The sequence below is a fragment of the Nocardia sp. NPDC004582 genome (genome assembly GCF_053602115.1).
Genome location: NZ_JBSGCY010000058.1, coordinates 1 through 17,087 on the forward strand (window position 1 = coordinate 1; position 17,087 = coordinate 17,087).

At 69.5% G+C, this 17,087-nt stretch carries 17 protein-coding genes; 5 read left to right on the forward strand and 12 right to left on the reverse strand.

What is annotated here, in order from left to right:
* Nucleotides 1–98 precede the first annotated feature (98 nt).
* The gene (locus tag ACWELJ_RS17795) at nt 99–965 is read left to right on the forward strand and encodes a metallophosphoesterase (protein ID WP_452367223.1); all 867 of its coding nucleotides are present in this window, start codon (nt 99–101) and stop codon (nt 963–965) included.
* A 20-nt stretch (nt 966–985) separates the two neighbouring features.
* Here ACWELJ_RS17795 and ACWELJ_RS17800 read toward each other — a convergent pair whose 3' ends face one another.
* From ACWELJ_RS17800 to ACWELJ_RS17830, 7 genes are all read right to left on the reverse strand, one after another.
* Nucleotides 986–1,993, reverse strand: a complete 1,008-nt coding sequence (locus ACWELJ_RS17800) for a zinc-binding dehydrogenase (protein ID WP_452367224.1) — start codon at nt 1,991–1,993, stop codon at nt 986–988.
* A 4-nt stretch (nt 1,994–1,997) separates the two neighbouring features.
* Nucleotides 1,998–2,570, reverse strand: coding sequence for a TetR/AcrR family transcriptional regulator (locus ACWELJ_RS17805; RefSeq protein ID WP_452367225.1), 573 nt, complete (start codon nt 2,568–2,570; stop codon nt 1,998–2,000).
* Entirely contained in the window at nt 2,563–3,414 is an 852-nt protein-coding gene (locus ACWELJ_RS17810; RefSeq protein WP_452367226.1) for an alpha/beta fold hydrolase, read from the reverse strand. Before ACWELJ_RS17810 ends, ACWELJ_RS17805 begins: the two co-directional genes overlap by 8 nt.
* Before the next feature lie 149 nt (nt 3,415–3,563).
* Nucleotides 3,564–4,397 carry a short-chain dehydrogenase/reductase gene (locus tag ACWELJ_RS17815; protein WP_452367227.1) on the reverse strand — a complete coding sequence of 278 codons (834 nt, stop codon included), beginning with the start codon at nt 4,395–4,397 and terminating at the stop codon, nt 3,564–3,566.
* The gene (locus ACWELJ_RS17820; RefSeq protein WP_452367228.1) at nt 4,397–5,884 is read right to left on the reverse strand and encodes a flavin-containing monooxygenase; all 1,488 of its coding nucleotides are present in this window, start codon (nt 5,882–5,884) and stop codon (nt 4,397–4,399) included. The genes ACWELJ_RS17815 and ACWELJ_RS17820 overlap by 1 nt, the downstream gene beginning before the upstream one ends.
* A 10-nt stretch (nt 5,885–5,894) precedes the next feature.
* Entirely contained in the window at nt 5,895–6,917 is a 1,023-nt protein-coding gene (locus tag ACWELJ_RS17825; RefSeq protein ID WP_452367229.1) for a PDR/VanB family oxidoreductase, read from the reverse strand.
* Nucleotides 6,914–7,795, reverse strand: coding sequence for a metal-dependent hydrolase (locus tag ACWELJ_RS17830; protein ID WP_452367230.1), 882 nt, complete (start codon nt 7,793–7,795; stop codon nt 6,914–6,916). Before ACWELJ_RS17830 ends, ACWELJ_RS17825 begins: the two co-directional genes overlap by 4 nt.
* A 98-nt stretch (nt 7,796–7,893) precedes the next feature.
* Here ACWELJ_RS17830 and ACWELJ_RS17835 point away from each other — a divergent pair, with 98 nt between their 5' ends.
* The 4 genes from ACWELJ_RS17835 (at nt 7,894) to ACWELJ_RS17850 (ending at nt 12,358) form a co-directional block, all read left to right on the forward strand.
* Nucleotides 7,894–8,505, forward strand: coding sequence for a TetR/AcrR family transcriptional regulator (locus ACWELJ_RS17835; protein WP_452367231.1), 612 nt, complete (start codon nt 7,894–7,896; stop codon nt 8,503–8,505).
* A 171-nt stretch (nt 8,506–8,676) separates the two neighbouring features.
* On the forward strand, nt 8,677–11,061 hold the full coding sequence (lon, locus tag ACWELJ_RS17840) for an endopeptidase La (protein ID WP_452367256.1): 2,385 nt from the start codon (nt 8,677–8,679) through the stop codon (nt 11,059–11,061).
* Nucleotides 11,062–11,189: 128 nt separating this feature from the next.
* Nucleotides 11,190–11,996, forward strand: a complete 807-nt coding sequence (locus ACWELJ_RS17845) for a heavy metal-binding domain-containing protein (RefSeq protein ID WP_452367232.1) — start codon at nt 11,190–11,192, stop codon at nt 11,994–11,996.
* On the forward strand, nt 11,993–12,358 hold the full coding sequence (locus ACWELJ_RS17850) for a DUF5073 family protein (RefSeq protein WP_452367233.1): 366 nt from the start codon (nt 11,993–11,995) through the stop codon (nt 12,356–12,358). The genes ACWELJ_RS17845 and ACWELJ_RS17850 overlap by 4 nt, the downstream gene beginning before the upstream one ends.
* A gap of 56 nt (nt 12,359–12,414) precedes the next feature.
* Here the strand turns inward: ACWELJ_RS17850 and ACWELJ_RS17855 are convergent, their stop codons facing one another.
* The 5 genes from ACWELJ_RS17855 to ACWELJ_RS17875 all read right to left on the reverse strand — a co-directional run bounded on the left by ACWELJ_RS17855 (nt 12,415) and on the right by ACWELJ_RS17875 (nt 17,052).
* The gene (locus tag ACWELJ_RS17855) at nt 12,415–13,407 is read right to left on the reverse strand and encodes an oxidoreductase (protein WP_452367234.1); all 993 of its coding nucleotides are present in this window, start codon (nt 13,405–13,407) and stop codon (nt 12,415–12,417) included.
* Nucleotides 13,408–13,476: 69 nt separating this feature from the next.
* Nucleotides 13,477–14,259: an enoyl-CoA hydratase/isomerase family protein gene (locus ACWELJ_RS17860; protein WP_452367235.1), complete on the reverse strand. Its 783-nt coding sequence runs from the start codon at nt 14,257–14,259 to the stop codon at nt 13,477–13,479.
* Nucleotides 14,260–14,289: 30 nt separating this feature from the next.
* The gene (locus ACWELJ_RS17865; protein WP_452367236.1) at nt 14,290–15,366 is read right to left on the reverse strand and encodes a DNA polymerase IV; all 1,077 of its coding nucleotides are present in this window, start codon (nt 15,364–15,366) and stop codon (nt 14,290–14,292) included.
* Between the two features lie 63 nt (nt 15,367–15,429).
* On the reverse strand, nt 15,430–15,900 hold the full coding sequence (locus ACWELJ_RS17870; RefSeq protein WP_452367237.1) for a hypothetical protein: 471 nt from the start codon (nt 15,898–15,900) through the stop codon (nt 15,430–15,432).
* Between the two features lie 192 nt (nt 15,901–16,092).
* A complete protein-coding gene (locus tag ACWELJ_RS17875; protein ID WP_452367238.1) occupies nt 16,093–17,052 on the reverse strand; it encodes a class I SAM-dependent methyltransferase in 960 nt (319 codons plus the stop codon).
* Between the last annotated feature and the right edge of the window lie 35 nt (nt 17,053–17,087).

Here is a 17,087-nt window from a genome sequence, read left to right on the forward strand (position 1 = left end):
GTCCGGCGCCCGCGCCGGATCCGATGGCGGTGATCACGCCGTCGACGACCACCACGTCCTGTCCCGGCAGCCAGCGCGGCCCTTCGGGGGCCGACGCCATGCGCGAACAGCATGCGCGCGACCCGTTCTCGCTCGCCCTCGCCCTCGGCGACAACGTCTACGAGCAGGGTCCCTGGGCCGATGACGACGCCCAGTTCGCGGCCAAGTTCGAGGACCCCAACCACGGCCTCGACTTCCCGTGGCTCATGGTGCAGGGCAATCACGACAACTCCTCGATCCTGCCCGGCGACGGCGGCTGGCTGCTGCGCGGCGATCACGAGGTGGCCTATCACGCCCGCTCGGCCCGCTGGTTCATGCCATCGCGCTACTACTCGGTGCGGGTGCCGCGGGAGAACCCGGTGGTCGAGTTCTTCGTGCTCGACCTGAACCCCGTCGCCGCCTACCTGCCTCCGCTCTTCCAGCCGTACTGGGCGGCCGACGGCCAGTTCATGACCGAGCAGGCGGCCTGGCTGGACCGCGCGCTCGACGAGTCCACCGCCCCCTGGAAGATCGCCTGCACCCACCACCCGTACCGGAACAACGGCCCGCACGGGAATGCCGGTGAATACGACGGATTCAGCATCGACCCGATCGACGGCCGCCATGCCCGGGACTTCTTCGAGGCGCACGTGGTGGGCCGCTGCCAGTTCCTGCTGTCGGGCCACGACCACTCCCTTCAGGTGCTCGAACCCACCCCGGCCTCGAAGGGCACCCGGCAGATCATCTCCGGCGCGGCCGCGAAATCCGTGCACGGCGAACCGTCCTCGGGCGGTAAGGGCAGCCCCAACGGCGCGTTGTACGAGAACTACGACGACCTCGGCTTCATGGTCCTGGATCTGACCCCCACGTCCGCGGACCTGGGGGTCTACACCGTCGATCTCTCGAACGGGCAGTCCGCCAACGTCTTCCAGCGCCGGCTCGGTTAACCCGCGAGCGTTCGATTCGCCTATGGCTTCAGGACGATTCGGATCGGGTTGCCCTCCTTGGCCTCCAGGGCGTGCACGGCCTTGGGAGCGTCGGCGAGCGGCACCACGGCGCTCACCGAGCGGGCGAAGTCGATCCGTTGCAGCCCTTGCAGTTTCACCAGCTGGGTGACGTGCTCGGGCGCGGAACCGTAGTGTCCGCGCAGCTGCTGCTGGAAGAAGCTGAACGCGGTGCCGCCGGTGATGGTGATCGGTTTGTCGGTGAGCCCGACCAGCACCAGGCGGCCCTGCGGCGCGAGGCAGGTCACCGCCTGTTCGCGCACCGGGGCCACGCCCGCGAAGTCGAAGGCCGCGGCCAGACCGGTGCCGCTGGCCTGGAAGATCTTGGCGCGCAGGTCCGGATCGGCGGGGTCGAACGCCAGATCCGCGCCGAAGGACAGTGCCCGCTCGCGGGCGGCGGGCAGCGGATCGATCGCGATGATGGGTGCGGCGCCGACCAGGCGCAGCAGCTGAATCCCATGCGCGCCGAGTCCGCCGACACCCCAGACGCCGACCGCCTCACCGGCTTTCACCTCGGCGGTGGCGGTGATGGCCGCCCACGGCGTGGACACCGCGTCGGGGATGAAGCAGGCCTGCTCGAAGGGCAGTTCGTCCGGAATCGGCACCAGGGTGTCGATGCGGGCGAGGGTGTATTCGGCCCAGCCGCCGTCGTAGTCGACGCCGCGGGTGAAGGTGGCGCCGCCGCGCAGTTCGCCCGCCTGCAACAGGACTCGATCGCCGACCTTGGCGGTGGTGACCCCGGGGCCGAGGGCGTGGACGGTGCCCGCGACCTCGTGGCCCAGCGTCACCACGTCGCCGCGCAGGAACAGCGGGGTCAGGGTGCCGTCGATGAGATGCACGTCGGACAGGCACACACCGGCGGCCTCGACCTTGATCAGGACGTGGTCCGGGCCGGGTTCCGGGATCGGCACCCGGTCCAGTTCGAGTCGGCGTTCGGGTCCCAGGTGGAGTCGTGCGGCCAGCATCGTCATCGGCTCATCGTAGGCCGATGTCGGTGAGTCCACGGTCGAGAAAACGGATCATCCAGACGAAACTCTGCTCGGCGTCGTCGCTCCACTGGAAACCGTCGGAGGCCTGCAGGCTGGCGAAACCGTGGAAGGTGGAGCGCAGCGTGCGCAGCGCGTGCACCATCTCGTCCTCGGCGATGCCGTAGCCGCGCAGCACCGCCTCCATGGATTCCAGCAGTCGCGAACCCGATTGCAGCAGTGGATCATCCGGCCCGGTGAAGCGCGCGCCCACGGTGGCGGCGTACCGGCCCGGATGCTCGACCACGTAGCCGCGGAAGGCGTTGGCGAAGGCGTTCAGCGCGTCGCGGCCCGCGAGTCCGTGCATGGCGTCGCGGACCCGCGTGTCGAGTTCGGCCATGGCGAGCGCGGCGATGCCGTGCTGCAGGTCGGCCAGGCTCTCGATGTGCTTGTACAGCGACGGCGTGCGCACCCCGAGCCGCTGCGCGAGCGCGCCCAGCGCCAGGTCGCCGAAGCCGACCTCGTCGGTGAGGGCGGCGCCGGCGGCGATGACGTCGGTCCGGTTCAGCCCGACCCTAGGCATGATGTTCCTTCAGGAACGGCAGCATCAGTTCGGCGGTGCGCTCGGCGGCCTCGAACTGCGGGTAGTGGCCGGTGCCCGCGATCAGGCCCAGGCTGCCCAGTCCGGCGGGCAGGGCGGCGACGATGCGCTGGCCCTCGGCCTCCGGGCTCGGGAAGTCCGGGTCGGCGCCGCCCATCAGGATGAGCGCCGGCTGGGTCACATTGGGCACCTGGGCTTCCGCGTCGGCCGGGGTGGACTTGCCGCACTTCATGAACTCGGCCAGGCGGCCGGGCTCGCGCAGCTTGGCGGCCACCTCGCCCAGGTAGACGTCGAGGTCGGCGGGCTGGGAGGGCATGGCCACCCGCAGGTACTTCAGCCACTGCCCGATGCTCTTGAACATCATGGTGCCCATCAGCGGGAGCATGCCGCGGCGGTGGCGCGCGTTGGTGAGAAGCGCTGCCACATCGGCCTTCTGGGTGAGGGTGAAGGGGTTGATCTCCACGATCGCCCGGACCAGATCGGGGCGCAGCGCGGCGGCGATGGTGGCCGAGCCGCCCGAGAGCGAGTGACCCACCACGATGGCGGGACCGCCGCCCAGCCGCTCGATGACGGCCAGCAGGTCATGGGCGACGTCGGTGCGGCTGATGGCAGCCTTGCCGGTCTCCGACGCCCAGTCCAGGCTGGATTCGCCGTGGCCGCGCATATCGGTGTTGACCACCCGGTATCCGGCCGCCGCCAGCAGTGGGGCGAGGTGCCGGTTCACGGTGCGGTCGATGCCCATCCCGTGGGACAGCACCACCAGGGGGCCGGTGCCCTGCTCGTCGTATGCGATCCGGCCGCCGTCGATGTCCACGTACTGCGTCATGGTCTTCCGCTCTCTGGGAGTAGCTAACTGCGATAGCCATAAAGCTAATCGAGTTAGCCAACCGCGTCAACCCCTGATTTCGTGGAGACCGTCGAACTCTCTCGCCTACTCGGCGGCGGTGTGCTGGAAGGCCGCGGGCACAGTCTCGGTCACCGGCGGTCCTCGATCGCGTGAATGAGCTGGTGGACAGCGGGATTCGCGGCCAGCCGCCCGTCGAGCGCGACATTGATCGCGCCGCGCAGCAGGGAGTAGGGCGTCCATCCGCGCGGTGCGATGGTGCGGGGCGCGCGGCGCGCGATGCCATCGGCGATGGTGCGGGCGGCCTGGTCCGCGGTGATGCGCACGTTCAGCGGCCAGGGCAGCAGCGCGTCCAGGCGGCGGCCGAGCTCGTCGGCGTCGAGCATGTCATGGGTCATCGCGGTCTCGACGATGCCGAAGTAGGCGACCCCGGCGGTGGCCCCGCTCGCGGCGAGCTCCACCCGCAGCGCGCGACCCAGCTGCTCGACCGCGGCCTTGCTCATCATGTATGGCGAGCCACCCATGCCGGGGGCGAAAGCGGCGCACGAGGACACCACCACGACGTGCCCGCGGGCGCGGACGATGTGCTCGAGGGCGGGGTGCACGGTATTGAAGGCGCCGGTGAGGTTGATGCCGATGACCCGGTCGAAGTCGCGCGGATCCATGGTGCGCAGGGTGGCGGGCGCCGGTGTCACGCCCGCGTTGGCGACCACCACGTCCAGGCCGCCGAACCGCTCGACCGTCTCGGCGACCACGGCCGCCATCCGCTGCCGGTCGGTGACGTCGGCGGTCACGGCGTGGGACCGCTCGCCGAGGTCGAGTGCCGTTCGCCGCGTGGCGGTTTCGTCGATATCGGCCACGATCACCCGCGCGCCGCGCCGATACAGGACGGTGGCGAGGGCCCGGCCGATGCCCTGGCCCGCGCCCGTGATCAGGACGACCTTGCCGGCGATGTCGTACGCCATCAGGCGCTCACCTCGTACGCGTCGGAATCGAATTGTTGTGTGCGCCTGCGGTACTCGAAGCTCCAGCCCGGATACAGCCCGGCATTGCCGCCGTCCGGCGTCGTGTAGTACGTCTCGCAGCCGCCGGTCAGCCACACCGTGGCCGCGCTGCGCCGGTGCATCTCGGCCACGAACGCGTCCTGTCGCGTGCCCCGCACCTCGATCCGGCGTGCGCCGCGGTCGCGCACGGTGGTGAGGGCGTCGACGATGTACGCGATCTGCGACTCGATCATGTAGACGGCCGACTGGTTGCCCGCCGCGCCGAACGGGCCGAGGGTGCAGAAGAAGTTGGGGAAGCCCGCGACGGCCGTCCCGAGATAGGTGCGCGGCTGTTGGCGATACAACTCCGCGATGCTGCGTCCGTCGCGGCCGGTGATGCGTTCGAAGGCGGCGGCGATGGGTTCGAAGCCGGTGCCGAAAACAATGGTGTCGATGGGGATTTCGACGCCGGCGCGGGTCACCACCGAATGCGGGCGGACCTCCGCGATACCGTCGGTGACGACCTCGACATTGTCCCGTTCCAGCGCGGGCAGGTAGGCGTCGGAGAAGATGGCCCGCTTGCAGCCGATCATGTAGTCCGGGGTGAGCTGCGCGCGCAGCTCCGGATCGCGGATCTGGCGTCGCAACTGGATCCGCCCGAGCGTCTCGAACGGGTGCCGGAACCGGTTGTCCACGAATCCGACCAGGCCGAAACTCTCGATCAGCGCGTACCAGGTGCCGCGAACCAGACGCTGCGTCAAGGGAATCCGGCGCAGCAGCGCGCGTTCCATGTCGAGCGTCCGCCGATCCAGGCGCGGCACGATCCAGGGTGCGGAACGCTGGAACACGGTCAGCCGGGCGACCTTCGGCTGGATCTCGGGAATGAACTGCACCGCCGACGCGCCGGTCCCGATCACCGCGACCCGCTCGCCGGTCAGATCATGGGAGTGGTCCCAGTGCAGCGAGTGAAACGCCTTGCCCTCGAAGGCATCCAGCCCCGGCAGGTCCGGATACTTCGCCTCCGCGAAGATCCCCGCCGCCGCGATGAAGTAGTCCGCCGTGATCGGCCCCCGCGAGGTCTCGATCAGCCAATGCGAACGCTCCTCGTCCCACCGCGCGTCCAGCACGTCGGTCTCGAGCCGGATATGCCGCACCACATCGTGTTCGGTGGCGACAGCCCGGATGTACGCCAGAATCTCCGGCTGCCGCCCATACGTGCGCGACCAGTCGGGATTCGGCGCGAACGAGTAGCTGTACAACTGCGACGGCACATCGCACGCGCATCCGGGATAGGTATTGGCCTGCCAGGTCCCGCCCAGATCCGCCGCGCGTTCCAGCAGCACCAGATCCTCGAATCCGGCTTCCCGCAACTTGATCGCGAGTCCGATCCCGCCGAAGCCCGCGCCGAGGATGACGATGCTACGGTGTTCGGTGGCCGCCGGTCCCGGCGAGCCCTTCCGTGTGGTCATGATTCCCTCTTCAGAGGTCGAGAGTGAGCGGGCCGTCGACCGAGCGGGACACACACGTGAGCATGTGGCCGGGTCGTTCGGCATCGGTGAGCAGCCGGTCGCGATGATCGATCGCGCCGGACAGCACGCGCGTCCTGCAGGTGCCGCAGAAGCCTTGGCGGCAGGAGTAGGCGACGCCGGGTCGCACCCGGCGGATGGCGTCGAGCGCGGTCTCGGCGCTGCCGACCCGCACCTGGATTCCGCTGCGCGCCAGGCTCAGATCGAACTCGCGGCCGTCGAGCACGGGGAGCGCGGAGAAGCGTTCGGTGTGCAGTGAGGCCGTCGGATTCACCGCGAACAGCGTGCGCTGCGCGGCCGCCAGGACCGGCGGCGGACCGCAGACGTAGACGGCCGCGCCGGGGGCGGCGGTCCGCAGGATCGCATCGATATCGGGCACGCCGGCTTCGTCGTCGGGGTGGATATCGGCGTCGCCGGGTAGTTCGTCCAAGAAGGGCATGGTTTCGCGGGACCGCCCCAGATACACCAGCCGGCCGCGGGTTCCGGCCGCGCGCACCATCGGCAGGATCGGCGTGATGCCGATTCCGGCGGCGAGGAAGAGATAGGAAGGCGCGTGCGCCACGAACGTGAACGCGTTGCGGGGGCCGCGAATTCGCATCGGATCGCCGGGGCGCAGCGTGTGCATCTCCAGTGATCCGCCGGCGCCGTCGGGCAGGCGGCGCACCGCGATCCGATAGCAGTGCTGATCGACGGGATCCCCGCACAGCGAGTACTGCCGCTGCCGCCCCGACGGCAGGAACACGTCCAGATGCGATCCGGGTCGCCAGGCGGGCAGTCGTTCCCGGCCGGGCCGCACCAGGGTCAGGCTCACCACATCCTCGGCTTCCGCCTCGACGGTCTCGACGACGACGTCCAGGTCGAATCCGTGGTGGCGCACCGGATGCGGCCGCGACAACGCGGGAGTGGTGAACACCTTCTTGTACACGTCCACCGCCGCGCCCAGCGCCCGCAGGCCGAAGGTCGGCGCGGCCGTCATGCGCGGGCCGCCGGCGAGTGCGCCAGGTAGCGCAGCGCGTTGTCCATCGAACCCAGCTGGGCGGGATGGAAACTCCGGTCCAGGTAGCGCGGCATCTCGGTGATGAAGGTGGTGAAGCTCGGAATCACCTGCCGCCGGGTCGCGCTCACGAACTGTGTCAGCCAGAACCGGCCCTTGTCCGGGCTCGGATCGCGCCGGTACAGGTACGCGGTCGACACCACGAACAGCGGCAGCAGCAGTCCACCGGCCAGCAGCCCGGTCCGGGCCCGCCGCCCGTATCCGCCGTCGACGTGCATGTACGCGTCGAACACCACACTCCGGTGTTCGACCTCCTCGGCGCCGTGCCACCGGACCAGGTCCAGCATGGTCGGATCCATCCCCGCGCGCTCCAGCGCATCGGTCTCCAGCAGCCACTCCCCGATCACCGCGGTGAAATGCTCCATCCCCGCGAACAATCCGAGCCGTTCCTTCAGCCACTCCCGCTTCGCCCGCCCGGTCAGCCCGTGATCGCCGAGTACCCGATCGGTGAGCCACGCGATCCTCGAGACATACGACTCGACGTCGAGCCCGATCTCCTGCAGGTGCTTCCGCGCCCCCTCATGGCTGCTCGCGTGCATCGACTCCTGCCCGACGAACCCCGCGACCTCCTCCCGCAACCGTTCGTCGTCGATCAACGGCAGCGCCTCGGCGAGACAGGCCGCCATGGCCCGCTCCCCCTCCGGCAGCACCAGATGCATGACATTCACGACGTGGGTCGCCAGCACCTCCCCCGGGATGTAGTGCATCGGCACCGACGAGAAGTCGAAATGCACGTCCCGAGCCTGAATCGCGTGGGCCTCGTCCTGATAGGAGCGCCTCGTCGCACTGTCCTCAGCCATGGGCCGACCGTAACAAAGCAACAAACACCATGGCAATGTTGCAGCCACAAATCGCCACGAATTGTTGCATCGATGCACCCGGCTGTTAGCCTCGAACCGTGCCCCCGACAGCCGCCACCTCGAAAGACACCCCCGGAACGGACACCATCGAGGACCGCATCCTCGACGCCGCCCTGATCCAGTTCGGGCGCGTGGGCGTGAAGAAGACGACTGTCGAGGACGTGGCCCGGCAAGCCGAGGTGGACCGCGTCACGGTCTACCGCCGGATCGGCTCCCGCGACGAGCTGGTCCGAGCCGTCACCGCCCGCGAGGTTCGGATCCTGCTCGACGATCTGAACGACATTCCGGCCCGCCACGACACCTTCGCCGACGCGGTCGCCGCCGTCTTCACCACCGTCGTCACCCGCTGGCGCACCCACCCCCTGGTCGAGCGCCTGCTCACACTCGAGCCCGAGCGCCTGCTCCCGCAATTCACCACCGAGGGCGCGGCCCCTTTCGTGCTGGCCGTCGTCTCCGCCACCGATCTCCTCCGAAAAGTCCTGGCCGACAACGACCTACCCGAACCGCCGGACCTCTCCTCCCGCACCGAGGTCGTCTGCCGAATCGTCCACTCGGTCATCCTGCAGCCGACCGGCGGCATCGACCTGGACTCCGAGCCCGCCCTCACCGCCTTCGCCAAGACCTACCTGGTCCCGATCCTCATTCCCTAGGTCATTCGCTAGGTCGCGGCCACGTTCGCCGCCGGCGAACAGTGGGGTGGAACAATCGGTATACCTCCAGGGTTGACTGGGTAACGCTCAACCTTGGAAGGGGTCGAAGACGTGCCTACACCTCAGAACCTGCCGGTCCTGTTCCTGACCGATCCGATCGTGCTGCCCGGCATGGTCGTGCCGATCGAGCTGGACGAGTCGTCGCAGGCCGCCATCGATGCCGCCCGCGCGGGCAAGGTCAACCAGGTGTTGGTCGCGCCTCGCCTCGATGAGGGATACGCCACCTACGGCGTGGTGGCCACCATCGAACAGGTCGGCCGGATGCGCGGCGGCGCGCCCGCGGCGGTGTTGAAGGCCGAGAGCCGGGCCAAGATCGGCCACGGCGTGACCGGACCCGGCGCGGCGCTCTGGGTCGAGGCCGAGCCGGTCGAGATTCCGGCCGCCGACGGGCGCACCAAAGAGCTCGCGGCCGAATACAAGAAGCTGGTCGTGTCGGTCCTGCAGCGCCGTGAGGCGTGGCAGGTGATCGACGCGGTCAATCAGATGAACGATCCGTCCACGCTGGCCGACGCCGCCGGGTGGGCCTCCTACCTGAGCAACGAGCAGAAGCGCGAGATCCTCGACACCCCGGATACCCAGGCGCGACTGCACAAGCTGATCGACTGGACCACCCAGCACATCGCCGAGACCGAGATCAGCGAGAAGATCAGCGAGGACGTGCGCGAGGGGATGGAGAAGACCCAGCGCGAATTCCTGCTGCGCCAGCAGCTCAACGCGATTCGCAAGGAACTGGGCGAGGACGAGCCGGACGGCGCCGAGGACTACCGCACCCGCGTCGAGAACGCCGACCTGCCCGACGACATCCGCGAGGCCGCGCTGCGCGAGGTCGGACGACTGGAGCGCTCCAGTGATCAGAGCCCGGAGACGGGTTGGATCCGCACCTGGCTGGACACCGTGCTGGAACTGCCGTGGACGGTGAAAACCACCGACTCCACCGATGTTTCGGCCGCCCGCGCGGTGCTGGACGCCGATCACCACGGCCTGGACGAGGTCAAGGACCGCATGGTCGAGTACCTGGCCGTGCGTTCCCGCCGGGCCGCCCGCGGCCTGGAGGTCGTCGGCGGACGCGGTTCCGGCGCGGTGCTGGTGCTGGTCGGTCCGCCCGGTGTCGGCAAGACCTCGCTGGGTGAGTCCGTGGCACGGGCCTTGGGCCGCAAGTTCGTTCGCGTCGCCCTGGGCGGCGTGCGCGACGAGGCCGAGATCCGCGGCCACCGGCGCACCTACGTCGGCGCGCTGCCCGGCCGCATCGTGCGCGCCATGAAGGAGGCGGGATCGATGAATCCCGTTGTCCTGCTGGACGAGATCGACAAGGTCGGCAGCGACTTCCGCGGCGATCCCGCGGCGGCCCTGCTGGAGGTGCTGGACCCGGCGCAGAACCACACGTTCCGCGACCACTACCTGGACCTGGATCTGGACCTGTCCGACGTGCTGTTCATCGCGACCGCGAACGTCCTGGAGACGATTCCCGGCCCGCTGCTGGACCGCATGGAACTGATCAGCGTGGACGGCTACACCGAGGCCGACAAGGTGGCCATCGCCCGCGACTTCCTGATCCCGCGGCAGCTGGAGCGCAACGCCCTGACCGCCGAGGAGGTCTCGATCACCGACGAGGCGCTGCGTGAGGTCGCCGCCAACTACACCCGGGAAGCCGGTGTGCGGCAGATGGAACGCTTGATCGCCAAGGCGCTGCGCAAGGCCGCGACCAAGCTGTCGGAATCGGCGGACATCTCCGATACCGAAAGCCTGGTCAGCAAGGGCGAATTCGTGCCGGAGGGGCTCGGCTACGACAAGAACCTGGGCTACGACACCGAAACCCGTGCGGACACCGGCAAACTGGTGATCGGACTCGGTGACCTGAAGGACTACCTGGGCCGGCCGCGCTTCACCCCCGACGGGGTGGAACGCACCGCGGTCCCCGGTGTCGCGACGGGTCTGGCCGTGACCGGCGCGGGCGGCGACGTCCTCTACATCGAGGCGAACGCCGCCGAGGGCGATCGCTCGCTGACCCTGACCGGCCAGCTGGGCGACGTCATGAAGGAGTCCGCGCAGATCGCCCTGACCTACGTCCGCTCCCACCTGGAGGAGATCGGCATCGAGCCGAGCGTGCTGGATCGCAATATCCACATCCACTTCCCGGCGGGCGCGGTCCCGAAGGACGGACCGTCCGCGGGCGTCACCATGGTCACCGCCCTGGTGTCGCTGGCGCTGGGCCGACAGGTCCGCGCGGATGTCGGCATGACCGGTGAGGTCACGCTGAACGGACGGGTGCTGCCGATCGGCGGCGTGAAGCAGAAGCTGCTCGCCGCCCAGCGCGCCGGCCTGAAGACCGTGTTCATCCCGGCCCGCAACGAGCCGGATCTGGACGAGGTCCCCGCCGAGGTGCTGGCTGCCCTGGATGTCCGCCCCGTCGCCGACGTGGCCGAGATCCTGGCCTACGCCATCGAGCCGGTCGCCGAACCGGCCTACGACGGGCGGCAGCTGAGCGCCACCGCGTAAGTGCTCGAGCAGGAGCCGTGGGTCCGCTGGGCGGACCCACGGCTCCTGTCGTTTCGGCAGGCCGCAGGGGTGTTCCGGTCGTACCCTCGGGGAGGGATCCAACCGGGATCCGACGGAGGGTGAACAGCATGCAACCCAACCAGCCGAGTCAGCCGCAACAGCTCGATCAGGTCGCGGGCGAACGCCTCTCGCACGCGAACCGCATTTTCACCTCCGACCTGTCGGTCAACGAGTTCGCGCTGCTACACGGCGCGGGCTTCGAACCCATCGACCTGGTGATGGGCGTGTCGGTCTATCACGTCGGCTTCCAGTTCACCGGCATCCGCCAGCAGCAGGAGCTTCCGGTGCTGACCGAGGCCACCTACCGGGCCCGCTGGAACGCCATGTCCCGCATGCAGGCCGAGGCCGACGCCCTCCAGGCCGACGGTGTCGTGGGCGTCCGCCTGGAATGGCGTCAGCACGGCGAATCCCTCGAACACCTGGAATTCATCGCGGTCGGCACGGCCGTGCGCTATGCGAAGGCCCCCGGCAGCTACCGTCGCCCCAACGGCCAGGCCTTCACCAGCCACCTCTCCGGCCAGGATCTGGTGACCCTGATGCGCACCGGCTACGCCCCCATCGCCTTCGTGATGGGCAACTGCGTCTTCCATGTGGCCGTGCAGGGCTTCCGCCAGATGCTCAGCCAGATGGGCCGCAATATGGAGATGCCCCAGTGGACCCAGGGCAACTACCAGGCCCGCGAACTCGCCATGTCCCGCATGCAAGCCGAAGCGGAACGCGACGGCGCGACGGGTGTCACCGGCGTCGGCGTCGACATCTCCAACTACGCCTGGGGCTACCACACCGTCGAGTTCTACGCCTCCGGCACCGCCATCCGCCGCATCAACGAGGGCGACCCCATCACTCCCCAATTCACCCTCGGAATGAACCAGTGACCGACTTCGACCTCGACTCCGCCACCCGAGCCATCGCCTCCGCCCTCGACGGCCCCGGCGGCCTGGCCATGGTCTTCACCGTCTTCGCCAACGTCCCCGGAGTAACCCGGACCCCACCCCGGAAATCCCTGTTCCGCTCCGACCCCGAACGCGTCCAAATCGGTTCCTGGCGCTACGAAGTCACCCGCGACCAGCGCATCAAGGCCGACCACATCGTCGGCGGCATCGTCCTGGCCGAGGAACTCCTCCCGGCGTCGGGCATCGCTCCGCATTTGGCCCGGGCGCTGGCCGAGATCGCCTCCTCCTATGGGCCCACCGCGTTGCCGCACCTGTCCGCCGCTCTCGAGGTGCTGGCGGGCTGATTGCGGCAACCGATGGGCAACGCTACATGTTTCACATGAAACGATGAACGCCCTGGTCAGAACTCCCCGGCCACACCGAGAATCGTTCGGCCGGAGTGGGTTCCGTCGAGAATGGAGCGGAGGACGGGCTCGGCTTCGGTAATGGGCGCGTAATTCTCCAGCAACGAGAGGTGCTGGGGTTTCAGGTCTTTGGCGAGGCGGGCCCAGAGGTCGCGGCGCTGGGCGATGGGGAAGTGCGCGGAGTCGATGCCGAGCAGGGCGACGCCGCGGAGGATGAAGGGCATGACGGTGGTGGGGAGGTCGGAGCCGCCGGTGAGGCCGGAGACCGCCACCGCGCCACCGTATTTGACGGTGCTGAGGATGTGGGCGAGGGATTCGCCGCCGACGCTGTCGACCGCGGCGGCCCAGTGGGCCTTGCCGAGGGCGCGGAGCTTCTCGCCCTCGCCGGGCAGGCGGCCGATGACCGAACTCGCGCCGAGGGCCGAAAGCAGTTCGGTCGCACCCAGTTTGCCGGTCGAGGCGATCACCTCGAAGCCGAGACCGGACAGGATGTCGACCGCCACGCTGCCCACGCCGCCGGTCGCGCCCGTGACCAGCACCGGACCGTCGCCGACGGTGACGCCGCGGTCCAGCAGAGCCTGCACGCTCATAGCGGCGGTGTAGCCCGCGGTGCCGATGGCCGCGGCCTCGCGCGGGGTGAGGCCGTCCAGTTTCACCACCCAGCCGGCGGGGACGCGGGCGTATTCGGCGAAGCCGCCGTGGTGGGCGACACCGATGTCGTAGCCGTGCGCGACGACCAGGTCGCCGGGGGCGAATTCCGGATCGGTGGAGCTGACCACCTCGCCCGTGAGGTCGATGCCGGGGATGAGCGGGTACTGCCGCACCACGCCGCCGCGCGGGGTGATGGCCAGTCCGTCCTTGTAGTTGGCGCTCGAGAAATGCACCTTGATCGTCACGTCACCCGGCATGAGGAAGTCGTCGGTGACTTCCTCCCGGAGGAGGGCGATCCCGCTGTCCGATTCGTGTGCCACCATCGCCTGGAAACCCATGGTCCGAGCATAGGGGGCCGAGCACCGGCCGGATCGGGGAAAACGGCCGGTCTCAGGCGAATCGGAAGGTCAGGCGTACTTCGGGGCGCGCTTCCCGGTGAAGGCGGCGATACCTTCCTGGCCATCGGCCGACTCCGAGTTGCGGGTGATGAACGCGGCCTCGGTGTTGAGCTGCTCCTCCAGGTTGTGCTGCCCGGAGACCAGCAGCAGCTTCTTCACCGCCGCGTTGGAGGCCTTGGGACCGGCCGCGAACTCCTGGGCCAGCGCCTCGACCGCCCCGGTCAGCTCGTCGTCGGCGACGACGCGGTGCAGCAGTCCCCATTCGAGGGCCTCGGCCGCGCGCAGCGTGCGGTTGGTGAGCATGAGCTCCTGGGTCTTGCGCAGGCCGATGAGGCGCGGCAGATAGTAGGACGCGCCGCCGTCCGGGCTCAGGCCGATCTTGGTGTACGCCATGGTGAAGGCGGCGGACTCGGCGGCCACCACCAGGTCACCGGCCACCGCGAGGCTCATGCCCGCGCCCGCGGCGGTGCCGTTCACGCCGACGATGAGCAGCGCGTCCATCCGCGCCAGCGCGGACACCGCGCGGTGCAGGGTCCCGGCCAGCTTCTCGATGAACGCGCCGGTGTCACCGCTGGCCGCCATGGCCCGCACGTCGCCGCCCGCGGAGAAGAACCGCCCGGCGCCGGTCAGCACCACGACCTTGATCGCCGGATCCTCCGAGCAGTAGGTGGCCGCGCGCTCCAGCTCCTCGGCGAGCGCCTGATCGATGCCATTGGCGGCGTTCGGCCGGTTCAGCGTGATGCGGGCGATCGGGCCGTCGTGCTCGAACAGGATGTTCTCGTAGTTGCTCATCGAGAGGATGCCTTCCGTCGGTAGACCTGATCACAGCATGGCGTACTCGACCCGGACCCCCAGCAACCGGATGGGCCGATCCAGCTCGAACGCGTGCAACACCTCGAGTGCGGTCTGCGCGATCTCGTCCACATCGGTTGTCGGCGCGGGCAGTTTCCGCTGCTTGCTGCGGGTGAAGAAGGTCGTGGTCCGCACTGTCACGCTCACCCGCCCGACAGCCCGTCCGGCGGCGAAGGTCTCCTCGGCCACCTGGGTGGCCAGCCGCACCACCGCGGCGTCGAACTCGTGGCGTTCGGTGAGGTCGCGCGGGAAGGTCTCGGAGCGGCTGTGCCCCACCGGTTCTCGCGGCTCGGCGATATCGGTGTCGCCCGCGCCGTGCCCGAGTACCCACAGGTAGGGCCCGGTATTCGGCCCGAATTCGGCGGCCAGCACGGCCCGGTCGGCGGCGGCCAGATCGGCCACGGTCTCGATCCCCAACCCGCTCATGCGTTTCGCGATGCGCGCGCCGACTCCCCACAGCGCGGTGGTCGGCCGGTGTGCCATCAACTCGACCCAGTTGGCGCTGGTCAGCCGGAAGATCCCGGTCCCGGCGTCCTGCTCCGGCGGCGGCTCGCCGGCCGCGGGCAGCGATTTCCCGACGGCCTTGGCGAACCCGGTGGCCAGCTTGGCCCGGGTCTTGTTGTCCCCGATGCCGACCGCGCAGGTCAGATCCAATTCCGCGATGGCCGAGCGGATCTCGCGCGCCAGTTCCTCAGGGTCCTCGGTGTCGACCGCCAGGAACGCCTCGTCGAAGCCCAGCACTTCCACCCGGCCGGGGAAGGTGCGCAGCAGCGCCATGATCTCCTCGGACGCCTCGGCGTAGGTGGCCAGATCCTGCGGCAGGAAGACCCCGTCCGGGCAGACCCGTGCGGCGGTGCGCAGCGGCATGCCGGCTCGTACGCCGAAGGCCCGCGCCGGATAGGAGGCGCAGGACACCACTTTGCGCGGTTCGGTGGGATCGCCGTTGCCGCCCACGATGACCGGCTGCCCGCGCAGTTCCGGGTGCCGCCGGAATTCGACCGCGGCCTGGAATTGGTCGAGGTCGACGTGCAGCAGCCAGCGCGTCACCCTTCCGTCATACCGCATGGTCTGCCGGAATGCCGGGATCCGCGGGAAACCGCCGGGCCCGGGTCAACGAGAGCGGCGCAACAGCCCGATGGGCGAGCGGTAGGCGTAGCGCGCCTTCACCGCACCCGAATCGACCTCCCCGGTGACCCGGATCAGCGGGGCGCCCGGGAACCGCGGCAGCTTGACCCGGTTGGCGACGGTGCCGTTGCCGGGCCGCACCCCGTCCGTGTCGACCCGCCAGCCGCGCGGCACGATCAGCAGGACGGTGCCCGCACCGGCCGCGACCCGGATGTCGATCTCACGCCGCGAGCACCGGGCCTGGGTGAAGTCCATGACCAGCTTGCCCGAAACGCATTCGGCCACCAGCTCTTTGGGGACCGTCCAGTCCTCGTCGGTGCGTTTGGTGCCGCTGGTCACCCGTAGTTCCAGGGGAGGCGCCTCCATCGTGGGCCGATATCGGCGTGCGCCGAGCACGCCCCCGATATCGTCGACGCGGGTCGCGGCCGTCTGCCGCTGCTCCTTGGTACGGGTCACCGAAACTCCTCCCCCTGGCATGTGAAACGATCATGTGGGTTATGCCATGGGAGCTCGAATTATGCCGCATAGCAGGGCATTTGGGGAGGTCGGAGCGGGTTCTGCGGCCACAACACGGTGTCGGTTCGGGCACGGCCAGATCACGATCGCGCCCGACCGGCGGGGTCGTCCCGCGGCGTCGCGGGAGCCGGGTCAGCGGCGGCCGACGAACACCGTGGTGACTCCGAGAATGTAAATGTCCTCGCGCGCACCGATATACGAGTCGGCGCCGCGATCCAGCAGGGCCGCGATGGTGTCCCGATCCGCCGCGTCGAGGCGTTCACCGACCCGCTCGCTCAATCCGGTCAGCCACGCCACCACGCTGTCGCGCACGGCCGGGGCGGGCGGCGCGGGATGGTCGGTGAGCACGCTGAAGGAGGTGGCCTCGGCCAGTCCGGCCCGGGTCAGCGCCACATTCCAGCCGTAGGGCATGGGGACCGCGCCGGTGATGTCGGTGCGCATCTGCGCGAAGCCCGCGTCGCGCAGGCCCAGCAGCCGATCCTGCAGGCCGGGCGCGCCGATGCCGAGTTCCCACGGCAGGCAGCGCACGCTCATCCCGCCCTCGGCCAGCGCCAGCCGTCCGCCGGGGCGCAGCAGTCCGGCCAGGCGCGCCACGCCCGCCTGCTGATCGGGCAGGTGATGCACCATCCGGGAGGCCCACACCAGGTCCGCGGCCGGGAGCCCCGCGCCGAAATCCGCGGCCGCGGCGTCGGCGGTCACCGTCTCGACCCGTACCCGGTCGTCGCCGTCGAGCGCGACCTTCACGGCCTGCCGGGCGACCTCGAGCAGTTCGGGCACCGCGTCGACGATCAGCAGCCGGCCGCCGCCGCGGGCGAGCAGCTCGCGTGCGAACGCCACGCTCTGGCCGCCCGCGCCGGCGCCGATGTCCAGCACGACCGCCTCGCTTCCGGCGGGAATCGAGCCGATCAGTCGTCGCGCGATCTCGGCATTGGTGTCGGCCGACATGGCGTCGTCGCGCTGCAGATCGGGAATCATGGTCGCCCAGTCGATTCCGTCGTGGGTGTGGCCGTGGCCGTGTGCGTGCCCATGGCCGTGACCATGAGAATGCTGGTGCCCGTGCGTGCCTGCCTGTTCGTGGGAGTGAGCGCTCATGCCCCGACGCTATCGGGGAGCGCGCACCCACCTCG